At 73.1% G+C, this 14,887-nt stretch carries 12 protein-coding genes; all 12 read right to left on the reverse strand.

Translation table 11 applies throughout. The features are described from left to right. Positions 1 to 93: 93 nt before the first annotated feature. Positions 94 to 1,053, reverse strand: a complete 960-nt coding sequence (locus ACESM1_RS23225) for a TAXI family TRAP transporter solute-binding subunit (protein WP_372623597.1) — start codon at positions 1,051 to 1,053, stop codon at positions 94 to 96. A gap of 20 nt (positions 1,054 to 1,073) precedes the next feature. Next, entirely contained in the window at positions 1,074 to 4,211 is a 3,138-nt protein-coding gene (locus tag ACESM1_RS23230; RefSeq protein WP_372623598.1) for a hypothetical protein, read from the reverse strand. 99 nt (positions 4,212 to 4,310) lie between these two features. Further along, positions 4,311 to 5,282, reverse strand: coding sequence for a pirin family protein (locus tag ACESM1_RS23235; protein WP_372623599.1), 972 nt, complete (start codon positions 5,280 to 5,282; stop codon positions 4,311 to 4,313). Positions 5,283 to 5,388: 106 nt separating this feature from the next. Further along, entirely contained in the window at positions 5,389 to 6,321 is a 933-nt protein-coding gene (locus ACESM1_RS23240) for a hypothetical protein (protein ID WP_372623600.1), read from the reverse strand. Positions 6,322 to 6,431: 110 nt separating this feature from the next. Next, positions 6,432 to 6,962, reverse strand: a complete 531-nt coding sequence (gene greB, locus ACESM1_RS23245) for a transcription elongation factor GreB (RefSeq protein WP_372623601.1) — start codon at positions 6,960 to 6,962, stop codon at positions 6,432 to 6,434. Between the two features lie 3 nt (positions 6,963 to 6,965). Continuing rightward, complete coding sequence (locus ACESM1_RS23250; protein ID WP_372623602.1) at positions 6,966 to 7,805, reverse strand: inositol monophosphatase family protein; 840 nt, start codon at positions 7,803 to 7,805, stop codon at positions 6,966 to 6,968. After that, the gene (hflX, locus tag ACESM1_RS23255) at positions 7,802 to 9,169 is read right to left on the reverse strand and encodes a GTPase HflX (RefSeq protein WP_372623646.1); all 1,368 of its coding nucleotides are present in this window, start codon (positions 9,167 to 9,169) and stop codon (positions 7,802 to 7,804) included. Before hflX ends, ACESM1_RS23250 begins: the two co-directional genes overlap by 4 nt. After that, entirely contained in the window at positions 9,150 to 9,485 is a 336-nt protein-coding gene (hfq, locus tag ACESM1_RS23260; protein ID WP_372623603.1) for an RNA chaperone Hfq, read from the reverse strand. Before hfq ends, hflX begins: the two co-directional genes overlap by 20 nt. A 144-nt stretch (positions 9,486 to 9,629) precedes the next feature. Next, a complete protein-coding gene (locus ACESM1_RS23265) occupies positions 9,630 to 10,286 on the reverse strand; it encodes an HAD family hydrolase (RefSeq protein WP_372623604.1) in 657 nt (218 codons plus the stop codon). After that, the gene (locus ACESM1_RS23270; protein WP_372623605.1) at positions 10,283 to 11,155 is read right to left on the reverse strand and encodes a D-amino-acid transaminase; all 873 of its coding nucleotides are present in this window, start codon (positions 11,153 to 11,155) and stop codon (positions 10,283 to 10,285) included. Before ACESM1_RS23270 ends, ACESM1_RS23265 begins: the two co-directional genes overlap by 4 nt. Positions 11,156 to 11,210: 55 nt before the next feature. Beyond that, positions 11,211 to 12,617: a sigma-54-dependent transcriptional regulator gene (locus tag ACESM1_RS23275; RefSeq protein ID WP_372623606.1), complete on the reverse strand. Its 1,407-nt coding sequence runs from the start codon at positions 12,615 to 12,617 to the stop codon at positions 11,211 to 11,213. After that, the gene (locus ACESM1_RS23280) at positions 12,607 to 14,859 is read right to left on the reverse strand and encodes a sensor histidine kinase NtrY-like (RefSeq protein WP_372623607.1); all 2,253 of its coding nucleotides are present in this window, start codon (positions 14,857 to 14,859) and stop codon (positions 12,607 to 12,609) included. The genes ACESM1_RS23275 and ACESM1_RS23280 overlap by 11 nt, the downstream gene beginning before the upstream one ends. Positions 14,860 to 14,887 lie beyond the last annotated feature (28 nt).

Here is a 14,887-nt window from a genome sequence, read left to right on the forward strand (position 1 = left end):
CATGCCTGTCGGCCTCCTCGCCGACAGACAGCTTGAATCAGATCCGCCCCGCGCCGGGGAATCCCCTTCGATTCATTCAGCTCGGAAACCGCTCTAGCGGCGCAAACCCGCCTCATGGTCGAAGCGCACCCAGCCCGGCACCCTGGCGGCCAGGTTCACCTCCCGCCATTTCGGGTGCCGCGGCGGCCGCAGGAATTCCTCGAACCGCTCATGCAGCGCCTCGACGAAGCGCGACACCTTGCGGTGCCGCTCGCTGCCGGGCTGCCAGGCATAGACGGCCATCACCGCGCCGACCGCGATCGTCTCCACCTCGGCGCCCGGCGCGATCAGCGTCGAGTAGTCCGCGGCGGCAAGCGTCGCCGGCAGGTAGGTCTCCATCAGGGCCGGCGTCGCCGGGATCGGCAGGAAGTGCAGCCCGCTATCGGCTGGCAGGCCGCTGAACAGCCGCGCCGGCTTGCCCGCCACATAGACCAGGGCCGCGATCTCGCCCCGCCGGAGCTTGGTCAGCGCGAGGTCCTGCACGTCGTTCGCCGTCCGCACGTTGAGGCCGAGCGTGTCGAAGATCAGCGAGGCGGTCATCGCCGTGCCGCTGCCCGGCACATCCACGTTCACCACCTGCCCGGCGAGATCCTCCAGCCTGCCGATTCCGGGGGCCGCCAGGATGTGGATCTCCTCGTCGTAGAGCTTGGCGATGTACTGGATGAGGTTGTCGGCCCCCGGCACCAGCTGCTGGCGGCGGGCATAGGCCAGCGCGTCTGACTGCACGATGCCGATGTCCACCCCGCGCAGCAGGATGATGTCCTGGATGTTCTGCAGCGACCCCTTGCCGAGGATGGCGATGACGCGGCGGGCATTGCCGTCGTCGAGTACGGCCGACAGATCGGCCGCGATGCGGATGTAGGTGCCGTCCACGCCGCCGGCGATGATCCCGACCGTGCCGGCGTTCGCCTCCGCCACCCGCCGGTTGAGGCGCTGCACGACGTCCTGCTGTGCCTGTGCCGGGCCCGCGGCCAGGCCGGCAAGGGCGGTGAGCAGCAGGGAGCGGCGCGGCATCGCGCCTGACTGTCCGGGGGTCATCTTTCGGCCTCGAGGCTGGAGATGCGGGAAGCGGCCTCAGTCGCGCCGAGGGCCAGGGCCTGACGATACCAGAGCAGGGCGGCGCCGCGATCCGGCGGCAGTCCGATCACGCCGCGCCGGGCAAGCATCCGGGGGTCGTAGGTCTCGGCCATGGCCAGCGCCGCCGCGGCATTGCCGGCATCGGCGGCGCGCTGGAAGAAGCGGCGTGCGCCCGAGACGTCGCCGACTTCCATCAGCGCCTGGCCGCGCCGCAGCATGGCGTCAATCAGCTCCGGACGCGGCCTTGCTGGCGCCGTCGCTGGCAGGGGTGCGGCGGGTGCCGGGTTGAGCTGCGGTGGCGCGACGGCGGGTGTCTGCGGTGCAGCGAGGCGAGCCGGCGCATCGGGAGTCGGCGCAACCGACGGGTCTGCCCGCGGCGCCCGGTCGGGCGCGCCGGAGCCGGCCTGGGCGGTCTGCGTCGCCGGCGCAGAGACCGGTGTGAGAGCGGAAGGCGGCAGCTGGCCGGGCTGTGCGGGCGGATCCGCCGCGGCCTCGCGCGCCGCCGGCTCCGCGCCATTGGCGGGTGCAGGCGCCGCGGTGAGCGCGGGCGGGCTCTCCGCCACCACCGTAGACTTGGTATCGGCGGGCGGCGGCGGCGCGAGGGCGGCTGCCGCCGAATGGTCGGGCGGCGCAGCCGCAGCCGGAGCGCCGTTAGCCTCCTGCTGCTCGGGCGCGATGGGCACCTGCCGGACCGCAGCAATGCCGGCCGGGGATGCTGGCTCCCGCACGGGCGCCAGGGGCAGGTCGGGCGTGGTTGCCGTAGGGAGCGCTGCCGGGCGCTCCGACGCAGCGGTGGACGCGGTGTCGGCCGGGGGCATCGGGTCTGAAGCGGCCGCCACCAGCGGCTCGGGGGACGCAGCCAGTTCCGCGGCAGGCGGCGCCTCGGCGCCAACGGGCGCAGGCGGGTCCGCGACCTCGTCGGCTGGCGGCGCGGCGGCGAGGGCCGAGGGAGTTCCCGACGCTGGCGGTGCCGCAAGCTCGGTGCGAGGCGGCGGGTCTGGAGCGGCCGCCACCTCCGGCTCGGGGGACGCAGCCAGTTCCGCGCCAGGCGGCGCCTCGGCGCCAACGGGCGCAGGCGGGTCCGCGACCACGGCCGGCAACGGTGGCTCGGCCGCCGACACCGCAGGCTCGTCGGCTGGCGGCGCGGCGGCGAGGGCCGAGGGGGTTTCCGACGCCGGCGGTGCCGCAAGATCGGCGCGAGGCGGTGGGTCTGGAACGGCCGGCGCCTGCGGCGCGGGGGACGCAGCCAGTTCCGCGGCAGGCGGCACCTCGGCGCCAACGGGCGCAGGCGGGTCCGCGACCATGGCCGGCAACGGTGGCTCGGCCGCCAACACCGCAGGCTCGTCGGCTGGCGGCGCGGCGGCGAGGGCCAACGGGGTTTCCGGCGCCGGCGGTGCCGCAAGGTCGGTGGGAGGCGGTGGGTCCGGGACCGTTGCCACCATCGGATCCGGCGGCGGAGCCGGGCTCGGAACCGCGGCCGCCTCCTGCTCAGCGGCGACGACGGGTGGCGGCGGCGCTTCGCCGAGCGTGGTGGAATGCGCTCTGGTGGCCGCGATATCGAAGACGGATGGCGGATCGGCGACGGCTGTCGGCGGCGGGTCCAGCGACGGCGCCTGCCCGAAGCCGCCAAGCGCCTCCCCGACGGCGGCGAGCGGTGGCGCAAGCGCGATGCTCTCCGGCGATGGCGGCGCCGCAAGCTCGGTCGGGGGTTCCGGCGACATGATTGCCGGCAGCGGATCGGGCGACGGCACCAGCCCGGGGGCGACGGATGCCTCCTGCCCGGCGGCGGCGGGAGGCGGCTGCTCGGCCGCTGGTGCTACGACGGCCGGAGGCTCTGCCGCCGCGACGGTCGACGGCGCCGGATCGGCAAGTTCTGCGGAGAGCGGCCTGTGGGCCTGGTCCGCCCTCGCAGGCGCCGGCACTTCGCCATAGGCGGGCGGCGGCGCGAGCGTCCCCTCGGGCCACGCGACCGGGACCTCGGGCGCTGGCGCCGCCTCGGCGGTCGGGGCCTCGGCCGGACCGGCCGGCGCAGCGGCGGCCGCATCAGCGCCCGGCGGCGTCTCCGCCGTGACAGGCGTTTCGGCAACCGGTGGCTCGCTCTCCGGCCCCGCTGTGGCGGGGGCGGTGGGGCCAGCGAGGTCGGAGAGAAGGACCGGCCCTCCGATGGCCGGCGCATCAGGCGAGGCGCCCTCCCCCGCGCCTGCTTCCAGCGTTTCGCCACCATCCGCGGAGGCCGTGGCGGGCGGAAGCTGGCCAGGGATGTCGCCGAAGACGGGGGCCGCGGTGAAAACCGGCGCTTCCCACCCCTGATGCAGGCTCTCCTCAGGCTCCGGGCGGAAGGACGGCGCCGATTGGCTGGCCGCCGGCGCGGCATCCACGCCGGACGCCGCGTATGCCGCAGGCGGCGCTGCGCGCGCCGCCATGTCCAGCGCAGCGGGCCCGGAGGCAACCGGCTCGGGCGCGCTCGCGCCCCGATCCCGCTGCTCGACCCGCTGGGCGACGGCGACCGGCTCCTCCACCGCATCGTGCTGTGGAAGCAGCAGCAGCGACAGCAGCAGCCCGCTGCCGGCGGCGCCTGCGGCTGCGAGTGCCACCACGCGTTTGCGGCCGGGCCGGGGGCGAGCCTTGGGCGGCGGCGCCACGGCGGGCGGCGGCGGCGGAGTCAGCGCCGCCTGCACCGCGTCCTCCCACGACCCGCGGCCCTCGATCGAGATCGCGTCCTGCCAGAGGAAGGCGTCCGACACGATGGCGTCGAATCTCGGCAGGTCCTCGACCTTGAGCCGGCGGTGGACGATCGGCAGGTAGCCGGTGAAGGTCTCGCCGAACCGCCTCGCCGCCAGGCTCTGGCGCAGCCGGGTGATCGCCGTCGGCGTCCAGGCGGGGCTGATCTCGATCAGCGCCACGCCCGCGCCGGGCTTGATCAACACGATCGGGATGAGCGCGTCGCCGAGCCGGCAATTGGCCAGCAGGCGCCAGCCATTGCGCAGTCTCTCGAGCGAGAACGACGTCTCCCTGCGATCATGCGAGGGGTGCTCCGGGGCTACCGTCGCCCGCTCTTCGATCGCGGCCCGAGAAGAAAGGTCCTGGTCCCCCACCGGTAGCGCCTGATATCCAAGTGCAACCTGAGGCTAGCAGCGGACCTCCGCCTGCCACTTCGCACCATCGCGTGATTCCGGCTCCGTCGCGACGCAGACTCAGCTCGTCGGCGAGCCTTCGGAGACGGCCGTCGAACTGCCGGCGCGCACTGCCTGGCGCTCCGGCAGCGGGATCCACTCCTGCTCGTCACCGGGCACCACAAGGCCCATGCGGTCGCGTGCCCAGGCGTGCTTCGCCTCCTCGATCCGCTCGCGCGAGGAGGAGACGAAGTTCCAGAACAGGTAGCGCGGCCCGTCCATCGCCGCGCCGCCGAGCAGCAGCAACCGCGCACCGCGCAGGCCGGCCTTCAGCGAGACCGCATCGCCGGCGCGGAAGACCAGCATCCGGCCGGCCTCGAAGCGCACGCCGGCGACATCCACATCGCCCTCCATGACCCAGGCGCCGCGTTCCTCGTGCTCGGGCAGCGGCAGGGCGGCGCCGGGGGCGAGGACGGCATCGGCGTAGAACAGCTCGGAAGCGACCGAGACCGGTGCCCGCTCGCCCCACCCCTGCCCCGCGATCAGCCGCAACCTTGCGCCGCCATCCTGCAGCACCGGCAGGCTGGCGCCGGGGTGGTGGGCGAAGTCGGGCGCCACCTCCTCGCGGTCCTTCGGCAGCGCCACCCAGGACTGGATGCCGGCCAGGCGGTGCGGTGCGGCGCGGCGGGCGGTGGCGGTGCGCTCGGAATGGGCGATGCCGCGCCCGGCGGTCATCCAGTTCACGTCGCCGGGCGCGATCGGCTGCTCCGTGCCCAGGCTGTCGCGGTGCAGGATCTCGCCCTCGAACAGGTAGGTGATGGTCGAGAGGCCGATATGGGGGTGCGGGCGCACGTCCACGCCCTTGCCGGTGAGGAACTCGCCCGGGCCCATCTGGTCGAAGAAGATGAAGGGCCCGACCATCTGGCGCTGCTTCGCCGGCAGGGCGCGGCGGACCTCGAAGCCGCCGATGTCGTGGGTGCGCGGCAGCAGGACGGCCTCCAGGCCGGGCGCCGCGGGATGCGGCATCGGGTCGGTCGGGTCGGTGGCGGACATCTCGGTTGCTCCGTCGGCGATGGCGGGAAGATGGATGAACGCAGCGGCCAGGACGAATAGGCGCCGCAGATGGTCCCCATTCACCCGGCCCATGCCGCCGCCCGGCTCACTTGGCCGGGCAGCCCGCCAGCGCCTCCTCCACCGCCCGCGTCGAGCCCTGCAGCGAGAGTCGGCCCTGGATGCCGCCATTGATGGTCAGAAGCACGCTCGCGTCGCTGCCCGAGAGCAGCCGCGGCAGCGCATTGCCGCGCAGGTCGGCGAACCAGGCATTGCCCCCGCCGGGCCCGAGCGGCGCCGCGGCGCGCAGCGTCCGCCCGGCGAGGCCGAGCGTCACCGGCCCGGCCGGCGGCGGCGCGCGCAGCGCCAGCGCCATCACCGGCACGCCTTCATGGCAGAACACCGTCACCGCCTGCACCACGCCGGGCCCGGCGGCCACGGCGATCGGGCGGCCATCGGCGCCGCGACGAACCTGCCAGACCCCGGCCGGCATGGCGTCGGCCGCCAGGACCGGGCTCTTGCTGTCGGCCGGCGGCGGTGCCGGGCGGGCGGTGGGCGCGAGGGCGACGCGCGGAGGTGTCGCCGCCAAGGGGGCGCGCGGCGGCGCGGCGCCGACGCGCGCCAGCTCCCGGCCGTTCCAGGCCGTCCGCACCTCGCAGCCCGCGAAGCCGGCGCGGCCACAGCTGCCGCCATGCAGTTGCAGCACCAGCACCGGCACTGCGCCGGCGAGGTCGAGCGACCAGGCCCGCATATGGCCGAGCCCCGTGGCTGCATGGCCGCGCGGCCCGGAGAGGAAGGCGACCAGCGGGCAGCCCGCCGAGCCGCAGAAAAAGGAGGCCGCGCCCTCGCAGTCCAGAAACGTGTAGTCGAGCAGATGGTCGGGCACGCCATCGGCGTTGAGGTCGGCCACGGTCTCGAAACCCGCCTGCAGCGACGGATTGCCGCCGGCGGAGCGGCAATCGGACATGGCCTCCGCGGCTGCGGCGGCCACCGCCTGCGGCTGCTGCGCCTGCGCCGGGAGGGTATGCAGAAGAAGCGCCATAGCCGCCGCCAACTGCCAAAGCCTGCCCATCGCCCGTCTCCGTCGTGCTCCCTGCGGCAGCCATGTTGCGCAGCCGGCACGGCCTGCCGCAAGCATGCGGCCGCGGCGGATCAGGCCGCGGGGTAGGCGATGGCCACCACCTCGATCTCCTCGAGGCCGGCCGGGGTGCGCAGCCGACGGCTATCGCCGACCTTCGCGCCGAGCAGTGCGCGCGCCACCGGCGCCACCCAGGAGATGCGGCCCGCCTCGGCGTCGGCCTCGTCCACGCCGACGATGGTGATGGTGACCTCGGCATCGTCCGAGGCCCGCGCATAGGTGACGGTGGCACCGAAGAAGACCTGGTCGCGCTTCGCCTGCTGCGCGGGATCCACCACCTGCACGCGGTCCAGCCGCTTGCGCAGGAAGCGCACGCGCGCGTCGATCTGCCGCAGGCGGCGCTTGCCGTACTGGTAGTCGGCATTCTCCGACCGGTCGCCGAGGCCGGCGGCCCAGGCAACCACCTCCACCACCTTCGGCCGCTCCTCGTCCCAGAGCCGGCGGAGTTCGGCGCGCAGCGCCTCGACGCCGGGAGGCGTCATGTAGAAGGGCGTGCCGGGGGGGAGGCCGGGCGGGCCTTCCTCCTCGTCCTCGTCGTCGGCCATCGGTCAGCCCTCGCCGAGCAGGCCGGCGCGCGCTTCTTCCCAGCCGGCGCGATCGGGGGCGCAGATCAGGCCGCCGCTGCGGTGCCGCGCCGCCTGATACGGCGTGCCGTCGAACTGCGCCGAGAAGCCGCCGGCCTCGCGGTGCAGCAGCCAGCCCGGCGCGTGGTCCCACGGCATCAGCCGGTTGTAGATCAGCAGGTGCGCATGCCCGCCGGCGGCCAGGCGATACTCATGCGCCGCGCAGCGATAGTTGATCGCGGCGGCAAGCCGCGGCAGGCGGGCGGGCACGCGGCTGCGCAGCGGCTCCGGCATCCAGCCCCAGGAGACGGCGCCGACCATCTTCCCGAGCGGCACCGGCGCCGCGACGGCGAGCGCGCCGTGGTTGCGCCCGTCGGAATCCTCGATCCAGGCGCCCTCCCCGCGCAGCGCGATGGCGGTGTCGTCGCCGAGCGGATCGTGGATCCAGCCGGCCACCACCTCTCCTTTCAGGAACAGCGCCGCCATGCAGCCGAACAGCGGCACGCCGGCGGCGAAATTCGCGGTGCCGTCCACCGGGTCCACCACCAGCGCGCAATCGGCCTCGGCCAGGCGGTCGAGCAGCGCCGGGTCGGCCGAGGCGGCTTCCTCGCCGACCACCAGGGCGCCGGGAAACAGCTTCGCGAGCCCGGCCTCGATGACGCGCTCGGCCGCCTCGTCCGCCTCCGTCACCAAGTCGAGCGGACCGGTCTTGGCACGCACCGCGTCCGGCGCCAGGCGGCGGAAGCGCGGCATGATCTCGGCGCGCGCGGCCTCGCGCAGCAGGGTTGCGACCTCGCTCGCCAGCCCGCGGGTGAGGCGGGTCACGCGCTGCGCTGCTCGAAGCGCGCGCGGTCGGCGGGCGAGAGCCGCACCTTCAGCCGGATCGCCTCCTCGGCATCATCCCGGGAGAGCACCTCGCCATGCTCGTAGAGCCAGGCGATGCCGGCTCCGTCCGAGGGGGCGAGGCGGTACTCGGCCGTCTCCATCCCCGCCGCCAGCCGCTCATCCAGCGCCGCGCGCAGCTTCTCCAGCCCGTCCCCGGTGAGCGCCGAGACGGCGATGGTGCCTTCCAGATGCGGGACCGCGTCCACCCCGCCCATCAGGTCGGCCTTGTTCAGCACCTCCACCACGCGGGACGGCCAGTCGGCATCGAGCGGCGCATCCGGCCCATCGGCCATCTCGGTCAGCACGCCGAGGACATCGGCGCGCTGCGAAGCGCTGTCGGGATGCGCGGCGTCGCGGACGTGCAGGATGATGTCGGCGACGGCCACCTCCTCCAGCGTCGCGCGGAAGGCTTCCACCAGCTGCGTCGGCAGCTCGCTGATGAAGCCGACCGTGTCGGAGAGGATCACCGTGCGCCCGGAGGGCAGCCGGATCGCGCGCATGGTGGGATCGAGGGTGGCGAAGAGCTGGTCCTGCGCATAGACGCCGGCGCCGGTCAGCGCGTTGAACAGCGTTGACTTGCCCGCATTGGTGTAGCCGACCAGCGCTACGACGGGATACGGCACGCGCTCGCGCGCCTTGCGGTGCAGGCCGCGGGTGCGGCGGACCTGTTCCAGTTCCTTCTTCAGCTTGACGATGCGGTCGCCGATCAGCCGCCGGTCGATCTCGATCTGCGATTCGCCGGGGCCGCCGAGGAAGCCGAAGCCGCCGCGCTGCCGCTCCAGGTGGGTCCAGGAGCGCACCAGCCGCGTGCGCTGGTAGTCGAGATGCGCGAGCTCCACTTGCAGCGCACCTTCCTTGGTGCGCGCGCGCTCGCCGAAGATCTCCAGGATCAGGCCGGTCCGGTCGATGACCTTGCAGCCCCAGGCGCGTTCCAGGTTGCGCTGCTGCACCGGGCTGAGCGCGGAATCCACCACCACCACGGCGACGCCGTGCCGCTCCACCGCTTCCTTCACCATCTGCACCTGGCCCTCGCCGAGCAGCGTGGAAGGGCGCATGGCGCGGAGCGGGTGGATGCCGGTGTGGACGATGGTCAGCCCGATCGAGGCGGTGAGACCCACCGCCTCCGCCAGGCGCGCCTCGGCGGCGCGGGTCGCGCCATCGCTGCGGCCTTCGGCGCCCCGCCCGACATCGGCGCGACGCTCCCGCGCGCCGTCGGCGCGACGCTCGTACGGCAGGATCACGGCGGCCCTGGTGGGGCCCCGCTCCTCCGCCTGGGGCTGGTTGCTATTCGCCGCGCCCGACAGGGGTCACCTCGCGGCCGAGAGTGAGGCGGTTCTCGCGCGCCGCAGCGGCGCCCTCGCTCGGGACGGCGCCGGCGGTGCCGGTCGTGCCCGCATCGAACAGCGAGATCGGCGCACCCGGCATCACCGTGCTGATGGCGTGCTTGTAGACGAGCTGGGTGTGGCCATCCCGCCGCAGCAGGACGGAGAAATTATCGAACCAGGTGATGATGCCCTGCAGCTTCACGCCGTTCACCAGGAAGATGGTGACGGGCGTCTTGGATTTGCGGACGTGGTTGAGAAACACGTCCTGCACGTTTTGCGACTTCTCGGCGGCCACGGAGGGTTGGTCCTTCTTGTTGTTGGCCTGCCGCGCGGCTTCTCGCCACGTGCAGGGCCGACTTCCCTCAGCTTTCCAGAGGTGCGGGCGATCTGGCAAGGGAGGGTCCCCCGCGCAGCGCGCCGGCGTGCCGCCCCGGCCAGGTCAGCTCGCCATACGCTGCAAGGCATCGGCCAGCGCCTTCGCGTCATCGAAGGCAAGGTCCGGCATCGCGTTCGCCACACCCCCATCATGCGGGGCGCCCCCGACTAGCACGGCGGTGCACCCCGCGGCACGTGCCGCGCGCATGTCCAGTGCCGTGTCGCCGACATACCAGACCTGCCGACCGTCGGCGGTCGCGCAGCAGCCCAGCGCGAGGCGGAAGGGTGCCGGATCGGGCTTGTCGGCCTCGGCGTCGCCGGCGCCGACCAGCGCGGCGAAGCGCGCATCCCAGCGGAGATGCACCGCCTCCGCCCGCAGCAGCGGGCCCTGCTTGTTGCTGATCACCCCCTGCGGCCCGAGCGCCGCCGCCGCCGCGATCGCCTCCGCCGCACCCGGCATCGGCGAGAGCACATCGAGATGGCAGGAGCGCACGGCGGCGTAGAACACATCCCGCGCGCGTTCCCATTCGGCGCCGAACATGCCGGGGAAGGTGTCGCGCAGGCTGCCGCGCACGCGTGCCAGCACCGTCTCGCGGTCCCATTCGGGCATGCCGAACTCGCGGAAGGTGACGTTCAGGCCGTGCTGGATGGCCGCCCAGCCATCCACCAGCGTGTTGTCCCAGTCCCAGAGGATGCAGACGGGCGGCGCGGGATCCTTCACGCGGCGTTCTTCAGGTCGCCCTTCACGTGGCGGGCGAAGATCTCGAACAGGCGGCGAACCACCGGCCCGACCTTGCCATCGCCCACCGGCGCGCCGTCGATCTTCGTGATCGGGCGCACGAAGGAAGTGGCGGAGGTGATGAAGGCCTCGCGCGCCTTGCGCATGTCGTCCACGGTGTAGGGCGTCTCGTCCCACGCCATGCCGAGCGCCTTCAACTCCGCCATCAGCGCGGCGCGGGTGCAGCCGGGCAGGATCACATGGTCGAGATGACGGGTGCGGATCGCGCCCTTCTCGTCCACGATCCAGAAGGTGGTCGCCGCGCCCTCGGTCACGATGCCGGTGGCTTCCTCGTACAGGATCGCCTCGATCGCGCCCTTCTCGCGCGCCGCCTGGCGGGCCAGGCAGTTGGGCAGCAGGTTCACGCTCTTGATGTCGCGCCGTGCCCAGCGGAGGTCGGGCAGCGTGATGGCGGCGGCCTGCCACTTGTCCACATCCGTCGGGTAGGGCGGGATGCGCTTCACCGTCACCACCAGCGCCGGCGGCACCGGCTTGGCCGGGAACGGATGGTCGCGCCGCGCCACGCCGCGCGTCACCTGCATGTAGAGCAGGCCCTCGGTGACGCGGTTGCGCCGCGCCACCTCGCGCAGCACCAGGCTGAGCGCGGCGCGCGACATCGGCATCGGCAGCTGGATCTCGCGCAGGCTGCGCTCCAGGCGGGAAAGGTGAAGGTCCTCGTCCACGTAGCGGCCATCGTAGAGGTGGACGACCTCGTAGATGCCGTCGCCGAACTGGTAGCCGCGATCCTCGATGTTCACCGCGGCCTGTGACTGCGGCAGGTACTGTCCGTTGACATAGGCGATCTTGGACATGGTCCGGTCGTGCCCCCACCTCGACCCTCCCCGCACCTTGGGAAGGGAGAAAACCTCACCCGTTCTGTGCCGGCTGGCGGTCCTCGGCATTGACGCCGAGGAACTTCAGCTTGCGATGCAGCGCGCTCCGCTCCATGCCGACGAAGGCGGCCGTGCGGCTGATGTTGCCGCCGAAGCGCAGCAGCTGCGCCTCCAGATACTGCCGCTCGAACAGCTCCCGCGCGTCGCGCAGGGGCAGCGTCATGATCTCGCTGGAACGATCGAGCTTCAACACCGCCGGCGCCGCCGAGCCCACATGCGGCGGCAGCATGTCCGGCCGGATCGGCTCCCGCGCCTCGCCCGGCGCCATGATCAGCAGCCAGTCGATCAGGTTGCGCAGCTCCCGCACATTGCCCGGCCACTCATAGGCCTGCATCGCCGCCAGCGCGTCCTCCGTCAGCTCGCGCGGCGGCATGCCGGAGGTCTCGACCGACTTGGCCATGAAATGCCGCGCGAGCGGCGGGATGTCCTCGCGCCGCTCGCGGAGCGGCGGGATCTTCAGCGGCACCACGGCCAGGCGGTAGAACAGGTCCTCGCGGAAGCGCCCGCCAGCGATCTCGGCCTGCAGGTCCTTGCTGGTGGTGGCGATGACGCGGACATCCACCTGCACGCGCTGCGCCCCGCCCAGGCGGGTGAAGCCCTGCTCCTGCAGGGCGCGGACGATCTTGCCCTGGGTCTCGAGCGGCATGTCGCCGACCTCGTCGAGCAGCAGCGTGCCGCCATGGGCGCGTTCCAGCACGCCGGCGCGTCGGGGCTGCCCGAGCGGATCGGTGGCCGCCTCCACGCCGAACAGCTCCTCCTCGAAGCGGGCGGGCGCGAGGGTCGCGCAATTCAGCGCGACGAAGGGCCCGTCGCTGCGGCGGGAGCGGGCATGCAGCATGCGCGCCGCCACCTCCTTCCCCGCCCCCGCCGGGCCACTGATCAGCACGCGCGAGCCGGTGGGCGCCACCCGCTCGATCGCCTGGCGCAGCTGCGAGATGGCGGAGGAGACCCCGACGAGCTCGGTTTCCGCGCCGGCGCGCAGCTTGAGCTCGCTGACCTCCCGCTTCAGCCGCGCCGCCTCGAGCGCGCGGGAGGCGATCAGCAGCAGCCGGTCAGCCTTGAAGGGCTTCTCGATGAAGTCGTAGGCGCCCTGCTGGATCGCCTGCACCGCGGTCTCGATGGTGCCGTGGCCCGAGATCATCACGCAGGGGACGCGCGGCTCCTCCTGGTGCATGGCGGCGAGGATGCCGAGGCCGTCCAGGCGCGAATTCTGCAGCCAGATGTCGAGGATCACCAGCGAAGGGCGGCGCGCACGGAAGGCCGCCAGCGCCTGGTCGGAATTGGCGGCCTGGCGCGTCTGGTAGCCCTCATCCGACAGGATGCCCTCGATCAGGGCGCGGATGTCGGGCTCGTCATCGACGATCAGAATCTCATGCGCCATGGCCGACCCGCCCCACGCCCACCCCTATCTCCTCGCGCCGGCCCTGGGCCGGCGGCTCCGCCGGCAGGATCAGGACGGCCCGCGCCCCCGGACCCTCGCTTCGGTCCTCGAGCGCCAGCCGTCCCCCATGGTCCTCCATGATCTTCTTGACGATGGCAAGGCCAAGGCCGGTCCCTTTTGCCTTGTGGGTGACATAGGGCTCGGCCAGACGGCTCCGCTCCTCCCCTTCCGGCAGGCCGATCCCGTCATCCTCGACCACGAGTGCCCACCCCTCGGGCACGGGTTCGAGCCTTAGCCCGATCCGGCCGGTGCCTTCGGCCGGCGATTCGCGCGGGCGCATGGCAACGGCGTCGGCGGCGTTCTGCAGCAGGTTGGTCAGCGCCTGGCCGATCAACCGCCGGTCGGCAGGCGCCACCGGGGCGGGGTCGGGGATACGGACGTCGTAGGCGATCTCGGGGTGGGCGGCCTTCTGCAGCACCAGCGCCTCGCGCGCGATCTGGCCGAGATTCTCCGGTCGGATCACCGGCTGCGGCATGCGGGCGAAGGCGGAGAACTCGTCCACCATCCGGCCGATGTCGCCGACCTGCCGCACGATGGTGTCGGTGAGCGAGCGGAAGGTGTCGGGGTCGGAGCCGATTTCCTTGAGGTACTTGCGTTTCAGCCGCTCGGCCGAGAGCTGGATGGGGGTCAGCGGGTTCTTGATCTCATGCGCGATGCGCCGCGCCACATCGGCCCAGGCAGCCTTGCGCTGGGCCGACTGCAATTCCGTGATGTCGTCGAAGGTCAGCACGAAGCCGGCCACCCTTCCCCGCTGCATCTCGGCGCCGATCCGCGCGATCAGGGTGCGGCGGTGGCTGGGGGGGCCGATCGGGATCTCGGCCGTGCGGGGCCGCTCGGGCGCGGCGGCGGCTTCCGCCACCAGGGGGGCGAATTCCGGCGCGACGCTGGCCAGCGGCAGCCCGATCCCGGCATCGAGGTCCACGCCGAGCAACTCGCTGGCGCTGCGGTTCGGCAAATTGATCCGGCCCTCGGCATCCAGCCCCACCACGCCGGCCGAGACGCCGGAGAGCACCGTCTCGGTGAAGCGACGGCGTTCGTCGAGCTGCCGGTAGGCCTCCATCAGCTCGCTGCGCTGGGCGGAGAGCTGGCTCGTCATGCGGTTGAAGGCGCGCGTGAGGGTGGAGAGCTCGTCCTCCGCCGTCCCCTCCTCCACCCGCGTCGCCAGGTCGCCGGCGCGCACCCGCTCGGCGGCCGAGATCAGCCGGCTGATCGGGCGGGCGAGCTGGTTGGCGAAGACCAGCCCGACCAGCACCGCCGCCAGCATCACCAGCAGCGCGGCGCAGACGAAGACCAGCGCAAAAGTGACCTGCAGGCTGTCGCGGTTGCGGTCCAGCCGGTCGTATTCCTGGAAGGCCAGCTCGGTGCGGCGCAGATGTTCCAGGATGCCGGCATCGAGCGGCCGGCCGATCATCAGCACCAGCCCCGGCTCGACATCGAGCAGCGCCAGCGCCCGCACCCGCGCATCGCTCTCGCCCGGCACCACCGCGACCTCGCCCTGGCGCAGCTGTTCCAGCGCCCAGACGGAGGGCAGGTCCACCACGCCGCTGCCGACGAAGCCGGCCTGCGCCACCACCTGCCCCAGCCGCGGCTCCACCACGATCGCCTCGGTCAGGCCGCGGATCGAGGCCTGGGTGGCCAGCAGCCGCTCGAAGGCCGGCATGTTGTGCGGCAGGAAGACCTGGGCGGCGCGGTTGAGGTCGGCCGCCATCGCCAGCCCGTCCACCCGGATCTCGTCGCGGTGCTGGTCGAGCCAGGCGCGGGAGGCGACGAGCGAGGCTTCCAGCGTGTTGCGCACGCGGTCGCTGAACCAGGCCTGGATGCCGAGGTTGAAGAACACCGCGGCGAAGGCGGCGACCACCAGGGCCGGGACCACCGCGACCACGCCGAACAGCAGCACCAGCCGGACATGCAGCCGCGCGCCGGCAATGCCCTTGCGCCGCTCCGCCCAGACGCGGACCAGCCGCGCGGCGAGCGAGGCGGCGAGCAGCGTCAGCACGCCGGCATTCGCCAGCACCATGCCGACGATCTGCCCCGGCCTTGTGGGGCCGAGCGGCGACCCGCCGGCCAGCAGCACGAAGGTGCCGAGGCCGAGCAGCAGCGCCGTCACCGCAAGGCCGAGCGTAGTGGCGCGGCCGAGCAGGATGTCGCCGATGCGGCGGCGCGGTATCGTTGTGGCGGTCATCTGGTCCGCATTATGGGGGAGCGGGGCC

It is taken from the genome of Falsiroseomonas sp. (assembly GCF_041690465.1).
In the GTDB taxonomy this organism is placed as follows: Bacteria; Pseudomonadota; Alphaproteobacteria; order Acetobacterales; family Acetobacteraceae; genus Falsiroseomonas.